The sequence below is a fragment of the Streptomyces sp. NPDC059524 genome, assembly GCF_042749255.1.
Lineage (GTDB): Bacteria > Actinomycetota > Actinomycetes > Streptomycetales > Streptomycetaceae > Streptomyces > Streptomyces xanthii.
The window spans coordinates 63,271-78,523 of record NZ_JBHYTK010000009.1; the positions used below are offsets into that span (position 1 = coordinate 63,271).

Annotated in this window: 16 protein-coding genes and 1 pseudogene; 8 read left to right on the forward strand and 9 right to left on the reverse strand. The window is 69.7% G+C overall.

What is annotated here, in order from left to right; genetic code table 11:
• Nucleotides 1–228: 228 nt before the first annotated feature.
• A complete protein-coding gene (locus tag ACFW9D_RS04370; protein WP_384617612.1) occupies nt 229–780 on the forward strand; it encodes a 2'-5' RNA ligase family protein in 552 nt (183 codons plus the stop codon).
• A 53-nt stretch (nt 781–833) separates the two neighbouring features.
• On the opposite strand, the gene ACFW9D_RS04375 is transcribed toward ACFW9D_RS04370, so the two are convergent.
• From ACFW9D_RS04375 to ACFW9D_RS04385, 3 genes are all read right to left on the reverse strand, one after another.
• Nucleotides 834–1,493 carry a GNAT family N-acetyltransferase gene (locus ACFW9D_RS04375; RefSeq protein ID WP_384617615.1) on the reverse strand — a complete coding sequence of 220 codons (660 nt, stop codon included), beginning with the start codon at nt 1,491–1,493 and terminating at the stop codon, nt 834–836.
• Nucleotides 1,490–2,656, reverse strand: coding sequence for a ThiF family adenylyltransferase (locus ACFW9D_RS04380; RefSeq protein WP_384617618.1), 1,167 nt, complete (start codon nt 2,654–2,656; stop codon nt 1,490–1,492). Before ACFW9D_RS04380 ends, ACFW9D_RS04375 begins: the two co-directional genes overlap by 4 nt.
• Nucleotides 2,657–2,903: 247 nt before the next feature.
• Nucleotides 2,904–4,913: an ATP-binding protein gene (locus ACFW9D_RS04385; protein ID WP_384617621.1), complete on the reverse strand. Its 2,010-nt coding sequence runs from the start codon at nt 4,911–4,913 to the stop codon at nt 2,904–2,906.
• Between the two features lie 335 nt (nt 4,914–5,248).
• Here ACFW9D_RS04385 and ACFW9D_RS04390 point away from each other — a divergent pair, with 335 nt between their 5' ends.
• Both ACFW9D_RS04390 and ACFW9D_RS04395 read left to right on the forward strand, forming a co-directional pair.
• The gene (locus ACFW9D_RS04390) at nt 5,249–6,043 is read left to right on the forward strand and encodes a hypothetical protein (protein ID WP_188335020.1); all 795 of its coding nucleotides are present in this window, start codon (nt 5,249–5,251) and stop codon (nt 6,041–6,043) included.
• On the forward strand, nt 6,036–6,407 hold the full coding sequence (locus tag ACFW9D_RS04395; RefSeq protein WP_188335019.1) for a GntR family transcriptional regulator: 372 nt from the start codon (nt 6,036–6,038) through the stop codon (nt 6,405–6,407). The genes ACFW9D_RS04390 and ACFW9D_RS04395 overlap by 8 nt, the downstream gene beginning before the upstream one ends.
• Before the next feature lie 91 nt (nt 6,408–6,498).
• On the opposite strand, the gene ACFW9D_RS04400 is transcribed toward ACFW9D_RS04395, so the two are convergent.
• Nucleotides 6,499–6,909, reverse strand: a complete 411-nt coding sequence (locus tag ACFW9D_RS04400; RefSeq protein ID WP_384617625.1) for a PPOX class F420-dependent oxidoreductase — start codon at nt 6,907–6,909, stop codon at nt 6,499–6,501.
• 154 nt (nt 6,910–7,063) lie between these two features.
• Here ACFW9D_RS04400 and ACFW9D_RS04405 point away from each other — a divergent pair, with 154 nt between their 5' ends.
• Together ACFW9D_RS04405 and ACFW9D_RS04410 are read left to right on the forward strand one after the other, a co-directional pair.
• Nucleotides 7,064–7,750: a class I SAM-dependent methyltransferase gene (locus tag ACFW9D_RS04405; RefSeq protein ID WP_384617628.1), complete on the forward strand. Its 687-nt coding sequence runs from the start codon at nt 7,064–7,066 to the stop codon at nt 7,748–7,750.
• A 172-nt stretch (nt 7,751–7,922) separates the two neighbouring features.
• On the forward strand, nt 7,923–8,456 hold the full coding sequence (locus ACFW9D_RS04410; RefSeq protein WP_384617631.1) for a TerD family protein: 534 nt from the start codon (nt 7,923–7,925) through the stop codon (nt 8,454–8,456).
• Nucleotides 8,457–8,850: 394 nt separating this feature from the next.
• Here the strand turns inward: ACFW9D_RS04410 and ACFW9D_RS04415 are convergent, their stop codons facing one another.
• A complete protein-coding gene (locus ACFW9D_RS04415; RefSeq protein WP_384617634.1) occupies nt 8,851–9,372 on the reverse strand; it encodes a hypothetical protein in 522 nt (173 codons plus the stop codon).
• A gap of 324 nt (nt 9,373–9,696) precedes the next feature.
• Between ACFW9D_RS04415 and ACFW9D_RS04420 the strand changes: the two genes are divergently transcribed.
• A complete protein-coding gene (locus tag ACFW9D_RS04420; RefSeq protein WP_384617637.1) occupies nt 9,697–10,194 on the forward strand; it encodes a hypothetical protein in 498 nt (165 codons plus the stop codon).
• Nucleotides 10,195–10,369: 175 nt separating this feature from the next.
• Here the strand turns inward: ACFW9D_RS04420 and ACFW9D_RS04425 are convergent, their stop codons facing one another.
• The 3 genes from ACFW9D_RS04425 to ACFW9D_RS04435 form a co-directional block, all read right to left on the reverse strand.
• Nucleotides 10,370–10,594 carry a cold-shock protein gene (locus ACFW9D_RS04425; protein ID WP_384617640.1) on the reverse strand — a complete coding sequence of 75 codons (225 nt, stop codon included), beginning with the start codon at nt 10,592–10,594 and terminating at the stop codon, nt 10,370–10,372.
• A 253-nt stretch (nt 10,595–10,847) separates the two neighbouring features.
• Entirely contained in the window at nt 10,848–11,321 is a 474-nt protein-coding gene (locus ACFW9D_RS04430; RefSeq protein ID WP_384617642.1) for a hypothetical protein, read from the reverse strand.
• Between the two features lie 380 nt (nt 11,322–11,701).
• Nucleotides 11,702–12,346: a dihydrofolate reductase family protein gene (locus ACFW9D_RS04435; protein WP_384617645.1), complete on the reverse strand. Its 645-nt coding sequence runs from the start codon at nt 12,344–12,346 to the stop codon at nt 11,702–11,704.
• Between the two features lie 184 nt (nt 12,347–12,530).
• Here ACFW9D_RS04435 and ACFW9D_RS04440 point away from each other — a divergent pair, with 184 nt between their 5' ends.
• Nucleotides 12,531–13,454 (forward strand): aminoglycoside phosphotransferase family protein, encoded by a 924-nt coding sequence (locus tag ACFW9D_RS04440; protein ID WP_384617648.1) that lies wholly within the window; start codon nt 12,531–12,533, stop codon nt 13,452–13,454.
• Nucleotides 13,455–13,591: 137 nt separating this feature from the next.
• A complete protein-coding gene (serS, locus tag ACFW9D_RS04445; protein ID WP_384617651.1) occupies nt 13,592–14,884 on the forward strand; it encodes a serine--tRNA ligase in 1,293 nt (430 codons plus the stop codon).
• Nucleotides 14,885–14,996: 112 nt separating this feature from the next.
• Here serS and ACFW9D_RS04450 read toward each other — a convergent pair.
• A pseudogene (locus tag ACFW9D_RS04450) lies at nt 14,997–15,253 on the reverse strand (hypothetical protein); the annotation flags it as partial.

The window sequence follows — 15,253 nt, forward strand, 5'->3', positions numbered from 1 at the left end:
GCGGGGGGCGCCCGCCCCCGGGCTGGCCGCGCCGGTCCGAGGTGAGTAGCGGCGCCCCCCCGCGCGGGCGGCCCCGGCCCCCCCCGGGGCCCGCCCGGCGTGCGGCTGACCGTCGGGCGCAGGGGCGCCTCGGACCCCGGTGAGTGCGCCTGACCTGCGATCGGTCTTGATCGTTCAGCCGGAAAAGCAGGAGTGCAGAGTGCGGGAGAGGTGACAGCATGCGGTGTCATGGCAGACGACAGCGGTAGTGCGTTTCAGGCGGGCCAGACGGCCCTCATCGTCCGGATCCCGGAGGCGGAACCAGCCGTCCACACATGGCGTGAACGGCTGGACCCCTCGGCCCAGGCCGGGGTCCCCGCCCACATCACCGTGCTCTTCCCGTTCCTCGGTGAGAGCCGAATCGACGCGTCGGTCCACTCCGCTCTCGCGGACCTGCTGGGCAGCCACCCGGCCTTCGACCTGCGCTTCGAGAGGTGTGGACGGCTGCCGGGAGTGTCGTATCTCGTTCCGGAGCCCGACACGCAGGTGCGGCAGCTCACCGAGGCGCTCGCGGAGCGATGGCCTGAGGCCCCGCCGTACGGGGGCCGGTTCCCCGAGATCGTGCCGCACCTGACCATCGCCCAAGGCCAGGAAGAGGCGGTCCTGGAAGAGGTGGAGGCCGGCCTGGCAGCCGGCCTCCCCGTCACCTCGCGCGTCTCGTCGGTCGAGCTCATCGTGCACGACGGCACGAAGTGGCAGGAACGGGCGTCGTTCCCGCTCGGGGAAGGAAGCGCGTCATGAGGCAGTAGCCCCATGCCCGCGACCACCACGTGTGTCGGCGCCGACCGATTGGTTCACCGGCCGGTCGTCGCCGCGAGCGCGGACTGCGCCGGTGCGACGCCGGAGCCGGCGGCAGGGGAGGGGATGGCGGCTCCGCGGAGGATGGCCTGCTCGCAGGGGGTGGCCTGTCGGGTCCATGCGGGCGCCAGTGCCGCGTAGGTGGTGACGTCGTGCCACCGGCCCTGGGTGTGGAACAGCTCCCGCAGCGTGGCCTCGGGTTGCAGCCCCGCCGCGAGCATCACCTCGCGCATGCGGGTGTGATCCGCGCGGTGCCCGGCCCAGATGCGATGCAGCCCCAAGTGCCCGAATCCGTAAGCCATCAGGAGACGCCCCGCCTCGTGACCGTGCCCCCGCACGGGCGCGTCGGGGAGCAGGACCAGGCTGGTGAGCATGGCGTTGCGGCCGTACTCCTCGACGAGCAGGCCCATGGTGCCGACCATGACGTCCTGGCCGGGTGGGCAGACGGCCAGGGTGTGCTTGCGCCGCGGGTGGGTGTAGGGCTGGGCGAGATGCTGCGCGAACGCGTCCTGGGCCTGACGGGCGTCCATCCGGTCGACACCGAGGTAGCGGGTGAGGACACGGTGGGTGTGGATGCGTTCGAACGCGGCCAGGTCGGTGGCGCGAAGTTCGCGCAACCACAGGTGCTCGCCGTGGAGTTCGGGCAGGTGGTTCACCCGGCTGCTCCTGCGGGGACGAGTTCGGGGTCGATGGCGCCGACGAGCCGTTCGAGGTCCGCGTAGTAGCGGCCCGAGGGCACGGGGGAGCCGAGGAGAATGCGGCGCGCGGTGTCGGTGACCAGGGCGCCGCCCAGCGTCACCCCGCTGGCCAGCTGCGGCCAGCTGGACAGGGTGTGCCCGATCTGGCCGATGGCGTCTTTCATGGCGGGACTGAGCCGGCTCTCGTCGCAGACGCGCAGCAGGTAGGCCAGGGTGTCGGCAGGTGCGAGCCGGCGTACGTCCTCGGAGCTCAAGTCGCCGCCGCGGCCGTGGAACAGAGGCCGGTCCGGCTCGAGGTCGAAGCGCTCGACGTCCAGCAGCCCCCGGTCATTGGTGTCCATCAGGACCGGGACACCGCGCCGTCGGGCGTGCTCACGCGTGGCGGTCTTGACCCAGGGGGTGTCGCACTCCTCGATCACCAGGTCGAGCGGGCGGTCCGGGGCTCCGAAGAAGGCGTCGATGGTGTCCTCGGTGAGTCCCTCGTGCCAGAGCTCGATGTCGAGGTAGGGGTCGATCTCGTACATCTGCCGTGCGCACAGCACCGTCTTGGGCAGGCCCAAGTGGTGTACACCGGCCCGTAGCCGGTTGAGGTTGCTGAGGCCGAGTGTGTCGAAGTCGGCCAGGCGGAACGATCCTGCGACGCCCTCCATGGCACAGGTGAGGGCGGCGCTGTTGCCCACGGACAGGCCGACGACCCCGATCCGCCGGGCGAGCAGGCTCTGCTGCTCGGCGATGGCGATCTTGCCGCGATTGCGGTCGGTGCGTACGCGCCGGAACTCCTCGCGGGGCAGAACGTGCACGAGACGTCCGGACCACGGGTACCACGCCCAGGTGCCGTAGCGGCTCAGCTCGGCGCCACCGGTGAACTCCGCCACGGCGCGCTCCAGTCGGCTCCCCGCGAGTGCGTCGTGCGGGCGCAGGCAGCGCACCAGCTCGGCGAGCTGCTCGTCGATCCGGTCATGCCGCTCGCGTACGGACCCGGAGGCGAGCAGGGCGTCGACGGCGGCGCGGTCGTCTTCCTCGGAGGCTCGGAGCAGCGTGGGGCGGACGACCTCCGGCCCCCGCGGCATCGGCATGAGGTGCCGCAGGGCACCCGGACCCTCGGGAATCGAATTGATCATGAGGCCGGAAGCTACCAGCGTCCGATCGTTGAATCCCGTTGCGTCAGGGGGTGCGCGCGGTCGAATTCGTGCGCGGGCTTTCACTACCGCGCGCCCCCATGCGGCGAGGTGCGGTCGAAACGGACTTTGGCCAGGCGGCACAAGGCTTCTGACCACTTTGCAGCGACGGCGCGAAAGTCACACCGAACGCGGCAAACGGGTGATCACCCAGGAAAGTCGTCTCGTACGATCGCGTCGCGCCCGCGCCCTACAGCGGTGACTCACCACCGGCCGCCCAGGCGAGCATCTCGCCGGGGTCCGCGTGGGCGGCCTCGCTGCGGTACGACTCGTAGGTCCCGGTACCCACCAGCCTGCGCGCCACGTCCTCGCCCGCCTCGCGCAGCGGCGCCACGTCCGGGGCGCCGCGCTGCGGGTGACCCACCGCGTCCCACAGTCGCTGGCCGGCGCCGGACGCGAGCGCCGCGGAATGACCGTCCCCGTTGGCGGAGAAGGCCGCGGCCAGCATGTCGAGCCCCAGCGCGATGCCGAAGGTGTCGCCGATCCGCTGCTTCGCGTGCAGCATCGAACGCGCGTACTCCAGGGACCGTTCGTTGTCCTGCTCGCGCAGCGCGATCACGCACATCTGGTAGTCGGCGTACGAGCGGATCCAGTGCTCGCCCATGGCGACGCACTCCGAACGCAGGGCCTGGGCCGATTCCAGACTCTCCTTCAACTCCCCGAGCCCGGTGAGGGCGAACAGGCGCAGCATCCGGCACATCATCACGGCCTGGGGCGCGGGTTCTTCCGTGTCCGTGCTGTGTGCGCTCGCGTTCTCCAGGGCGTGCTCGAGGAGGTCCAGGCTCTCCTGGGCATGGCCCTGCAACAGGTCGCTCATGGCCTGCAGATAGGCGGCCCGCAGCAGCGCGGTCGCGTCCTCGGTCTCACGGGCGTTCTCCAGGCACTGGCGCGCCAGGTGCGTGCCCGTGGCGTGATTTCCCTGGAGGAGATGGGTCAACCCGAGGGCCCACACGGCCCGTTGCCGAACCGGCCCTGGGCTGTCGCACGCTTTCAGCGTGCGGGAGAGATAGAGCTGCGCGGTGTGCGCGTGTCCGCAGCAGGTCCAGTAGAAGCCGGTCAAGGTGGCCAGTTCGAGCGCCGCATCGACGTCGTGGCCGATCAGGTGGTCCAGGGCCGCGCACAGGTCGGGGTGCGCCTCCTTGATGGTGCGATACCAGCCGGTCTGCTCGGCGCTCGTCCACGTGGCGTCCGCCTGCTGCGCCTGGGTCAGGTAGTACTCGGCGTGCCGGTTCGCCATCGCCTCCAGCTCACCGAGCTCGCCGAGCCACAGGTACCCGTACTCGCGCACCGTGTCGAGCAGCAGGAGCCGCCCGCGGCGGATGCTCACGACGGACTTGTCCAGCAGACCGGCCAGAGCATGGCTCACGTCGAAGGCGGAGAGAGGGCCGCCGGAACACAGGGCCACGGCCGAGGTCTCGTCGAAGTGCCCGTGGAAGATGGACAGCCGGGCCCACAGCAGGCGCTCCGCGGGCGTGCACAGTTCATGGCTCCAGCCGAGCGCGGTTCGCAGCACGTCGTGCCGGCGGGGCCCCATGGGGCGTATCTCGTCCTCGTCCCGGCTCAGCTCGTGCCGGGGTCGCTGCAGAAGGTCCTCGATGCTGCACTGCCGCAGTGCCCCCGCGGCCAGCTCCAGTGCCAGCGGAAGCCCGTCGAGGTACGCGCATAGTTCGGTGACCTGGTTCAGATCGCCGGGCTCCGGCACGTGGCCCGATTCCGTGGCGCGCCGCAGGAACAGCTCGGCGGCATCGGTGGCGCTCGGCAGCGGCTGTACCACCGCGACGAACTCCTCCTCCAGGTGGAACAGTTCGCGGCTGGTGGCCACGATCCTCAGCCGCGGACACTTCTCGAGCAGCACCCGTACCAGGTTCCGGCACGCGCTCAGCAGATGCTCGCAGGAATCGAGCACCAGCAGCAGTTCGCGGTCACCGATCCAGTTGCAGATCACGTCCACCGGCATTCTCGGCGTGTGATCGGACAGATCGCACGCATCAGCCACGAGCGCCGCGAGCAGCTCGTCATCGCGCAGCTGCCACAGATCCGCCCAGCACGCTTCCGCCGGCTCACCCAGCAGGCCGAGATCCACCGCCTGCCGCACCAGCCGCGACTTTCCCACGCCTCCGACACCGGTCACAGTCACCAGCCGGTGGACCTGCAACGCGCTCTGCAGCCCGGCCAGTTCCCGCTCGCGCCCTACGAACACGGACCCATCCTCCCTACACCTACGAACAGGCTTCCGACCCGGCGACCGAGGCCCCCCGCACGCCGACGGGGTCACACGGACACGCGGACCATGTGCTGTGCGGCAGAGCCCGGGAGTCCGGACCACGCCAGGAACGAAAGCGTGCAGGCATCCTGGCAGCCTCGGCCTGATCGCGGAACAGGAATGGCGAAGCGCGCACCGGTGCGGGGCAACTCCCGTGCTTCAGAGGCTGTGCCCGCATGCTTCACCTTGTAGCGAGCGTTTGACACAAGATCCCGAGCAGGGGCATCTTGTACTCCCTACTTGATACAAGATGATCTGGAGGGGATCTCCGCATGCTCGACACCGCCCCGCTCCAGTCCCGGCTCCTCGACCACGCCGACTACTACGCCCGCTGGTCCGGCCTGGCCATCGGCATCGTGGCCGCGCAGCAGTTGGTGACCGTGGAGAGCGGCGACATCACGATGCCCCTGGTGGTGGCCATCACCGCGTTCGGCCTGTGCGCCGTGGGCGGTGTGCTGCTCGGCGACGCCCTGACCCTGCGCCCCCAGGAAGCGGTTCGCACCGCGAGCGTCGCCCCGCGCCTGGTCAGAGACCAAGTGCCGCCTCGCATGGCGCCCTTGCTCCTTCTGCAGGCGGCGTCTCTCGTCACCCTGCTGGTGATCGGCGCGGTCACCGCCTCCTCCGACCCCGCCCGGACGGTCGGAGCGGGGCATGTCCTCACCGTCACCTGCGAAGGGATCCCCACATCCCTCGGCCCCTGGCCCGGCCTGTACTACAGCGGCCCGATGTTCGCCGCCCTCGCGATCGGAACCCCCGTCTGCCTCTGGGCACTGCGCCGCATCGCACACGGCCCGGGCAGCGATCAGCAGCGCCGCGACCGGGCGTGGGCGATCACCGGAGCCTGGGGGCTGCTGGTGTCGAGTCAGCTGCTGCTCGTCGTGCTGATGATCGTCATCGCGCTGACGGAGCAAGGCTGCGCCGGCCGACTGGGAGCCGCCACCATCGTGGTGGTCTGCCCGCTGGGCCTGCTGAGCCTGTTCACCTTCGGATGGTCCCTGGTCACCGTGATGGCACCCCGGGCGGTCGAGGACCAGGCAGCCGACGACACCCCCTTCGACGATGAGTGACCCCGCCGTCCGCGTCGACACCACCAGCCAGGTGCCGCCGTACGAGCAGATCCGCGCCCAGCTGGCCGCGCTGATCCGCACCGGGCGGCTGGGGGAGGGCGAGCGCCTGCCGACCGTGCGCCAGCTCGCCGTCGACCTCGGCCTGGCACCGGGCACCGTGGCCCGCGCCTATCGTGAACTGGAGGCCGCAGAACTGATCCGTACCCGCCGCGGCGCGGGCACCCGGGTCGCGGCGCTCCCGCCCGAACCGCACACGCACGATGCCGACCGACTCACCACGCTGGCCCGGGACTTCACCTCCGCCGCCCGCGCACTCGGCGCCGACACCGAGGACATCCTGACCGCGGTCCGCGACGCCCTGTGACCAGGGCCCCGCACGTGAGGAGCAGGCGTACGGTACGGCGGCACCGCAGGACCGGCTGAGGCGCGGGCCTGCGGTCTGGTGACGGCACCGGTCAGGCCGCGGCGGTGCCGATCACCTTGGTGGGGCTGATACGGATGACGACACGGACAACCTCGGCCGGGAGATCGAGGTACTCCTGGCCGGCGCCTGCCCCTTCGTACTGTTCGGCGAGGCCGACCGCCAGAGATCGCCCGATGTCCTCGGTGATCGTCGCGAGGCCGCGTATCTCGACGTAGCGCAACGGGTCGGCCGGGTCGTAGACGGTCACGCTGGCACGGGGCTCGTGGCGCAGATTGCGCTCCTTGCGGCGCCCGGCGGCGGTGGAGACGAGCAGGTCGTCCCCGTCGCGGCCGACCCAGACCACCGAGGTCTGCGGGCTACCGTCAGGATTGACCGTGGCCAGGACGGCGGGGAGCGGCGCATCCAGCAGCGCCCGGGCGGAGTCGTTCAGCAGGAGTGTCATCAGGGCGAAGCTATCTGCGGCCCGGGCCGTTTCGCATCTGGATTTTGATCGCCGGAGAGGTGCTGCCCCGGCGGGACGAGGGCGGGCCCCGTCTGTTTTGCCGGAGTGGCAACAGGAGTGGCGCGACCGGGCCGCGATGCGTGACCTTGGGCCTATGACCGACGACATCACAACGGGAACGCCCGCGTCCGACCCTTCCCTGCCCGGCGACGGATACGTCGGGGACCCCGCGGTGCGGGAGGAGTGGGACAACCGATACGCCGACCGGCAGCAGCTGTGGAGCGGTCAGCCCAACGGCGCGCTCGTGGCCGAGGTCGCCGGACTCACGCCCGGGCGGGTGCTCGACGTCGGCTGCGGCGAGGGCGCGGACGCCGTGTGGCTTGCGCGCGGCGGCTGGGACGTGACCGCGCTCGAGGTCTCGGGCGTGGCGCTGGAGCGCGCGGCCGGCCACGCGCGCGACGCGGACGTCACCGTGCGCTGGGTGCACGCCGCGCTGACGGAAGCGGCGCTCCCGCCAGCCTCCTTCGACCTCGTCTCCGCGCAGTACCCGGCCTTGCTTCGAACCCCCGACGCCGCAGCCGAGCGAGCGCTGCTGGCGGCCGTCGCCCCCGGCGGCGTACTGCTGCTCGTGCACCACGCGGGGATGGAGAACCAGCACGAGCACGAGCACGACAGCGGTTTCGACCCGGCCGACTACGTCTGGCCCTCGATGGTCGCCGCCGTGTTCACCGACGACTGGAAGGTGGAGGTGAACGAGCAGCGGCCACGCGTGGCCCCCGACGGCGGCGCCGGCGCGCACCACACCGACGACGTGGTGCTGCGCGCGCGACGGCTGCGCTGAGCCCCTCTCCCGCATCCGCGGCCGCCGCGCTCGGGCATCAGGAAGCCGCGGTGGTGTCCTGGCTTCGCTGTGGGCAAGAGCTGGGAAAAGGCTGTGAAGAGAGCGTCAAGTCGCAGGTCACGGGCCATACTTGAGCGAGGTGGAGGTATCGGCGTGGGGGAGGTGCCAGTTCGTGACAGTGATCAGGACCGGAGTGCACAAGCCGGAGGTCCGTCTGCGCTGGGACCCCAGCCCGTTGGGTGAACCGCCACGCCACCTCGACATCGTCGCTGCCACCTATTCGGTGGAGGACCCGCACGGGGGGCCCGTGTACGTGGTGCATACGGAGAGCAGGTCGCCGGACGGCACCATCAACATGACCCGGCACAGCGAGACCGGGCAGGGCTTCGGCTTCGTCGAGGTGATGGTCCTGGAACTGGACCGGCTGGCACCCTCGTTCGGACGGGTTGTGGTCGGTGTGGTGATCCACCAGGACGGCGGTCGTCGCACCTTCGGGGACATCACACACGCCGGAACGCTGATCGTGGAGAAGTACTCCGAGCTCCTGGCCGACGACTTCTCCACGGTGTCCACCGCTACCGCCATGACCTTGTGCGAGTTCACGCGTGACGGTGCGGGGCAATGGGAACTGCACGGACGCATCCAGGGATTCGACAGCGGTCCCGTCGAGTTTCCGCGTCAGATGGGTGCATCGGGGCAGGCATGAGGCCCCGGAGTGTTCCGGCGCCGGTCCACCACCTCGTGGGGCGGGCGGCGCGGACGCGGTCAGTCACCGGAGGACGCCGCCAGGGGCTCGTGCAGCAGATGGCTCGCCGCGATCACGCCCAGCAGACGCGGGCCGTCCACAGTGGCGACGGGTTCCTGCTCGTGGTCGACGGGTCGTTGCAGTCATTCAGTACGAGGCTCACCGTGGCCCGACTGATCCAGGACTCGACGGGCCCGGTGATGCCGGACCCGGTGATGCCGGAGCCGGAGCAGGCGCCCGAGCCGGAAGAACCTGACTCGCAGGACGCCGCCCCGCCGGTCCCGGAACCGCGTGCTGCGTCCGTGGACTTTGCCGTGCCATGTAGATGGGCAGGGGTGGAGTGTGGGGTGCGACCTCAGTCGGCGCGGCGCACCGAGTAGGCGGTGCCGACAGTTTCGGGTGTGGCGGAGTCTGCCTGGACTGCGAGGCGCGGGGCAGCCGTGGTCAGGCGGAACGACGTCGTCTCCGGCTGCGCGCAGTCGACGCGCCTGGTGACTCTGGCGGTTCCGGACACGGCCCTGAAGGTGACCTCTCCGTTTCCCGCGCAGGCCACCTCTACGCGCAGCGCGGTGCCGGATGCGATGGTCTTGTCCAGGTTCTGCCCGGGGATCGCGAGCGTCCCGGATGCGATGAAGCCGTCGTCGTCCGCGCTCGAACCGTCAGTGCTGTCGAGCAGACGGCGGGCCTTGTCGTCGAGTCGCTCGTGGTCGGGCCGAGACGCCTTCTGTGCAGGGGATGCGTCTGGCGCGCCGGCTTCCGGCTTCGTCGACGAGGCAGCCCTTGGCGTCTCGGTCGAGCCGGAGCAGGCCGATGTCACGGCTGTCAGGAGTGCGACGGCGGCCAGAGCCGTGGCCGTATGGCGCGTGCGGCGGTACATGGATGGTCCCCCCGAGGAGTACAAGCCGGACCGCGCGGGTGCACGGAACTTCGTGATCATCCCTTGCCGGTGCCTGGATCGGAAGTGCCGGCCTGGGGCACGGGGACCGACCGTGCGCCCCGACACTGGTACCGGGCAAGCCTTCCCTCAGTTCTCTGTGCGGTCCACGCGGTGGTCGTCGTCCTCGGGCTGGTGGTCCGTAAGCTCTCCCCCTGCTGGGTGGAACGCTCGATTCCGGGTTCTGGGCGAGCATGGCCTCCGTATGTGGCGCGAGGCCATCAGCAATGCCTCGTACGGCCCACCCTGACAGATGAAGGAGGCGCGATGCGCGAACCCAAGAAGCAGGCATCCCCGTTCGGCTGGACGGCGACGAGCGACGCCGAGGGCACCACGGTGTCCCTGCACGATGCGCAGGGGCGGCGGCGGGCTACCTGGCAGCAGCAGGAACGCAATGCCCGCCTTCAGGTCGTCAGGCTCTGGCCGCAGCAGCAGCACACGGTGCAGATCTTCGACGGCGCGGATCCGGTCGGCGAGGCGGCTGTCGACAACGGCCGGCCGCGCCCTGCGCGTCGGCGGGACCACGACGGGGCGATCGCACTGCACGGCCGCAGGTACGACGTGCGGCACACGCGGCGCTGGCGCTCGACGATGTCGTTGGACGGCCGGATCGTCGCCGTCGGGCGCAAGGGGTGGTTCGGCAGGTCGGTGTTCGAGCGGTCCCAGCCCATCGATTCGATCGACGAACTGGCCCTCGCGCTCTTCTGGTTCGCCGTCGCCCCGGGCCGCCCGGGAATGATCTGGATGACCTTCGAATCCGTCTGAGCCAGGGGCTCGACTGAGAGATCGGCCGGGGCCGAACGAGGTGGACCTTGCCGGTGCGGGCACTTCGATCCACCGGGAGCTCTGGAGCTACCGCATGCCGACGTGAAGAGTGCTGCGGCTTCGCGGGCTGCTGGAGACTGTGGGCCTACCGCCACCGCTGATGGCGCCGTGCACGTCATGCAGTCCGCGGCACGATGCTCACCGCGCGGAAGTCGTACCCGTCCCGCTTGAAGCCAGGGGCCTCCCATGTGAGTTCGACCTGCTGGCCGGACGACAGCGTGCGGAAGCCGGGCGCCTGGATGTCGGAGTAGTGGCCGAAGCAGCCGCCAGGCGTCTCGGGTGAGTCGAGAACTCCCCAGCCTTCCTCGTCGTACCACTCGCGGACAGTCGCAGTCACCATGGACGGAATCCTACGGCTCCCGCTGCGTGGACATGTTGGCACCTGAGCCGGGCCGCCGGTGCCGCCACCCCCTGGGGCTATGAGGACGGCGACGGCGCCTTGATCACCGTCCCGATCAGCAGGCCGCCGTAGAAGCGGGTGATCTCAGGCCCGTCGATCAGCCGGTCGGGAGGCAGCTCGACTGCAGGTGTGCGGCCCGGGGGAGATGACCGAGTCAGTCGCAGCAGCGCCTTGAAGCGTTCGAGAGATCCAGTCAGCCGATGGTGAAGCGCTGGTTCTGGGCATTTCGGTCGCAGCGGGCCGTGCGGTAGTAGCCGTTGTCCTGCTGGTAGAGGCAGCGGCCCGTGCCGACGCTCTGGAGCATGATGGCGCTGCGGGGGGAGGGCTGGACGGTGCGCCACTTCTGGTAGGAGCCGCCGTTGCAGCGCAGGGGGTAGACGTCGCCCCGGTCGTTGCTGTCGAGGCAGCGGCCCCAGAAGTTGTTCTTGACAGTGGTGCTGGTGTTGAGGCGGCCGTTCCACTGCCACTTGAGGCTGCCGCGGCCGGTGGAGCAGCGGTCGCCCTTGAGTCCGGTTTCGTCGGTCTCGCGCAGGCAGTCCCCGTAGCGGTAGTTCGCGAAGCGGCTGGTGGTGGGGGCAGCCGAGGCGGGCGTGGGGGTGAGGAGGGGGAGGGCGAGGGCGGCTGCGGCGATGAGGGCGGCGAAGGCTTTGCGGGTCGGGCGGCGCACCAGGGTTCTCCTTGCGGTGGTTTCAGAAGTCCCTCGACAGAATCCCCGAACTCCGCCGTCTGTGCCCGAAAGATGGGGAAAACCACCGGATCGAGTCGCTCGTGCCGACCGATTCGGTCCGGGGACGGCGCCGGGCCGATCACTTCGGCATGCTCCATCGAGGCCGTCGTGTGGAAGCACCGCACCAACCCGCCGAGGAACTCCACTGGCACCGCCCGACGCAGAGGCGCCCCTCAGATGTGGTGACCCTCACTCCGACAGAAGGAAGAGCCCCACCGTGGAGTAACACACGACCCGGTGGGGCTCCCCTTCGCGAGGGAGCCCCACCGGTTGCGTCGAGTGCGGGCCGGCCCTTCAGCCGGCCCCAAGGGGGACTCGCGTCACCTTCGCCAGAAGAGGTGGTGCGTCACGCCGCTCGGGCTGGGGACGACCTCCAGGTGGAACCGGTCGAGCAGGTCCTCAGGAGACTCCCAGAGTCGCAGTCCGGACCCGAGCTTCACGGGCGAGACCGCCACGTGCATCGTGTCGACGAGGTCGGCGTCGAGGAACTGCCGGATCGTGGTGACTCCGCCTCCGAGCCGGACGTCCTTGCCCTGTGCCGCGTCCCGCGCCTGTTCGAGGACCGTGGCCGGGTCACCGTCGACGAAGTGGAACGTGGTGTCGGAGAGCGTGAACGACGGACGCGTGTGATGGGTCATGACGAAGACAGGAGTGCGGAACGGAGGCTCCTGGCCCCACCAGCCGCGCCACTCATGGTCCGGCCACGGCCCGCGTTGGGGTCCGAACTTGTTGCGGCCCATGATCTCGGCACCGATGTTGCGTGCGAAGTCGCGCGTGAAGTAGTCGTCCAGACCCCGGCTCCCACCGGCATCCGTACGCATGGGCCAGCTCGCCGTGGCTCCCGCCCAGGCGAACAGCCTCTCGGGACGATCGTGGCCGAAGGGACTCTCGAGACTCTGATGCTCGCCGGCGCCGATGCCGTCACTCGAGATGTTGAAGTTCATGACTTTCAGCAGTTGATCCATGTGTTTCCTCTTCAGGTCCTGTCGCGTCACTGTGCGGCGAGGCGCCGCACATCATGACGTCGAACGGGACGAGGGCAGATCGACAGCCGTCCGCATCTTTTTTCCCAGGCACATCAGCTGCTTGGGCCGTGGCGTCGACGAAACTCCGTTGCTGCCCGTCCGGGTGCGGCCTACGGTCCCGTTCATGCTGCCTGTGGTGGAAACGGATGAGGACTGGGACGCTGTCGTCTCCGACGAGAGCGTGATGCGTCCTGGAGCGGAAGACCTCTGTGCGCGTCTCGGGTTCTCCGGTGCCCCACTGGTTCGCTTCCCCGACGGATCACAGCCGGTCTACGCGGTCGGTGACGACCACGTGCTCAAGCTCTTCCCCGGAGCTGCCGCTCAGGACGGAATCGCCGAAGGCCGCGTCCTTGCCCATGTCCAGGGGCGACTGCCGGTGCCGACACCTATGGTGCGGGCGTCCGGTCCGTACGAGAACGGCTGGCGGTACGTCCTGATGTCGCGGCTCCCCGGCAAGAACCTCGCCCACCTCTGGGAGCACGTGCCCCAGAATCATCGTGAACGGCTCGTCGCCGAGATCGGTGAGGCCCTCTCGGCGTTGCACGCCCTCAGCCCCGACCCGCTGCGGGACGTCCTCGGCCCCGAGGACTGGGGCGCCTTTCTGGATCGCCGAACGGTCGGCGCGGTGGAGCAGCAGCGCGCCCGTGGACTGTCAGAGGCCTGGCTGGAGCAGATTCCGGACTTCCTCGCGTCCGTTGCGTTGCCACGAGTCCCGCAGCCTTCCCTGCTGCATACCGAGGTCATGCAGCAGCACTTCCTGGTCGATCCCGACGGCTGGCGCCTGACCGGTCTGTTCGACTTCGAGCCGGCGATGATCGGTGACCGCGCCTACGACTTCGTCGGTGTGGGTCTGTTCGTCACCCGAGGGGATCCGGCCCTGCTGGCTCGGCTCACCGAGGCATACGGCAACCGCTTCGAGCCGAGTGAACTCATGGCCTATACGTTGCTGCACGTCTACAGCAACCTTCCCTGGTACCTGAGAGAACTGCCCGCGCCTGCCCAGGAATCCTTCCCATCACTCGCAGAGGCATGGTTCGGCACGGTGTGAGAGAAGAGGAGGCGCCGCCGCTGAAGGAGATCACCGCTGGTGGTGACGCGTCGATATCGAGGTTCGGTGAGGGGCCGGGGGTTGCTACCGTCGGGGTCTGTTCCCAGCCCGCTCGCCTCACACGAAGGATCCTCCTCATGCACGATGCCCGCGCCCTGATCGAACTGGGTGCCGAAGCGGTACGTCGGCTCGCTCGTCGCGGTTACACCCTGGACCTGTCCCGGCTGGAAGACCTCCAGTCCCGGCGCAACCAGGGCATCCGTTCGGCCGACGAGCTGCGGGCGGAGTCCAAGCAGGTGGCGAGCGAGGTACAGCGGACGGCCAAGCAGGGTGGGGACATCTCCAAACTGAAGGAGCGCGCCCGCGAGCTGAAGGACCAGATCCGTGACATCGAGGCGGACCTGGAAACGGTCCAGGAAGAGCTCCGCGAGCTGCTCCTGACCATCCCGAACCTCCCCGACGACTCGGCCCCCGACGGCGACTCCGAGGAGTTCGCGATCGAGGTGCGCCGCGTGGGGACTGCGCCGGTGTTCTCGTTCGAGCCGAAGGACCACGTCGACTTGGGCGAGGCCACCGGCATCCTCGACTTCGCCCGCGCGACGAAGCTGTCCGGCTCGCGCTTCGCGGTCTCCCGCGGTGCGGGCGCCGCCCTGGAACGCGCCCTGGCCACGCTCTTCCTCGACATCCACACGCGCCGCCACGGCTACGTCGAGCACGGTGTCCCGTATCTGGTGACCCGCAAGACGATGACCGGCACGGGTCAGCTGCCGAAATTCGAGGAGGATCTGTTCAAGACGGGTGCCGCCGACCGCGACCTGTTCCTCATCCCGACGGCCGAGGTCCCGCTGACCAACCTCTACGCCGACGAGATCATCCCGCCGGCCGAGCTGCCCCTGGCGCTCACGGCCCACACGCCGTGTTTCCGCTCGGAGGCCGGCTCGTACGGCCGCGACACCCGCGGTCTGATCCGTCAGCACCAGTTCTCCAAGGTGGAGATGGTCAAGATCGTCGACCCGGAGACCGCCGACGCGGAGCTGGAGACGATGGTCGGCCACGCCGAGGCGTGCCTGAAGGAGCTCGGCCTCGCCTACCGGGTCATCAAGCTGGCCGCCGGCGACACGGGCTTCTCCGCCCAGCTCACGTACGACATCGAGGTCTGGATCCCCAGCCAGAACACCTACCGGGAGATCTCCTCGGTCTCGCACTTCGGCACCTTCCAGGCCCGCCGTGCCAACATCCGCACTCGCGGAGCGGACGGCAAGCCCAAGCTGGTCGCCACGCTCAACGGCTCGGGTCTGCCCGTCGGCCGCACCCTGGCCGCGCTCCTGGAGCAGTGCCAGCAGGAGGACGGCTCGCTCGTCCTGCCCGAGTCCCTCGTCCCGTACCTCGGCTTCCGCCGGATCGCGGCCGACGGAACGCCGGAGGCGTAGTGCTCGTCGGGTGTCGGCTCCAGACGCACTCTTCGGCCGCGGGGCGAGGGATTACCTGAGGACCTCGATATCTGAGGGCCTCGATATCTGAGGACCTCGATATCTGCGGGCCTCAGGACTTCTTCCATTCGAAAACCCCGTAGGAGCTCTCCAGCACTTCGCTGGGCCACTGCTTGCGCACCGCGTCGAGCAAGGCGATCTGTTCGTCGACCCAGGCTCCCTCCAGACCGAGAGGCAGGGTGGCGACCGCTCCCGAGCCGGTCGCGGGCCCCCACGGGGTAAACCGGTGCCCCGGCCGGGCCGCCCGGGGAAACAAACCCCCAACCCCGCCGGTTGCCCGGTGCAGCCCCGGTTGACGGATTCCATACC

Bases quoted from the DNA above. Each gene is read 5' to 3' on its own strand.
- ACFW9D_RS04440 (WP_384617648.1), top strand. From the start codon at position 12,531: ATGCTGCCTGTGGTGGAAACGGATGAGGACTGGGACGCTGTCGTCTCC.
- ACFW9D_RS04390 (WP_188335020.1), top strand. From the start codon at position 5,249: ATGCTCGACACCGCCCCGCTCCAGTCCCGGCTCCTCGACCACGCCGAC.
- ACFW9D_RS04370 (WP_384617612.1), top strand. From the start codon at position 229: ATGGCAGACGACAGCGGTAGTGCGTTTCAGGCGGGCCAGACGGCCCTC.
- ACFW9D_RS04415 (WP_384617634.1), bottom strand. From the start codon at position 9,372: ATGTACCGCCGCACGCGCCATACGGCCACGGCTCTGGCCGCCGTCGCA.
- ACFW9D_RS04405 (WP_384617628.1), top strand. From the start codon at position 7,064: ATGACCGACGACATCACAACGGGAACGCCCGCGTCCGACCCTTCCCTG.
- ACFW9D_RS04380 (WP_384617618.1), bottom strand. From the start codon at position 2,656: ATGATCAATTCGATTCCCGAGGGTCCGGGTGCCCTGCGGCACCTCATG.
- ACFW9D_RS04400 (WP_384617625.1), bottom strand. From the start codon at position 6,909: ATGACACTCCTGCTGAACGACTCCGCCCGGGCGCTGCTGGATGCGCCG.
- ACFW9D_RS04395 (WP_188335019.1), top strand. From the start codon at position 6,036: ATGAGTGACCCCGCCGTCCGCGTCGACACCACCAGCCAGGTGCCGCCG.
- ACFW9D_RS04435 (WP_384617645.1), bottom strand. From the start codon at position 12,346: ATGGATCAACTGCTGAAAGTCATGAACTTCAACATCTCGAGTGACGGC.
- serS (WP_384617651.1), top strand. From the start codon at position 13,592: ATGCACGATGCCCGCGCCCTGATCGAACTGGGTGCCGAAGCGGTACGT.
- ACFW9D_RS04420 (WP_384617637.1), top strand. From the start codon at position 9,697: ATGCGCGAACCCAAGAAGCAGGCATCCCCGTTCGGCTGGACGGCGACG.
- ACFW9D_RS04425 (WP_384617640.1), bottom strand. From the start codon at position 10,594: ATGGTGACTGCGACTGTCCGCGAGTGGTACGACGAGGAAGGCTGGGGA.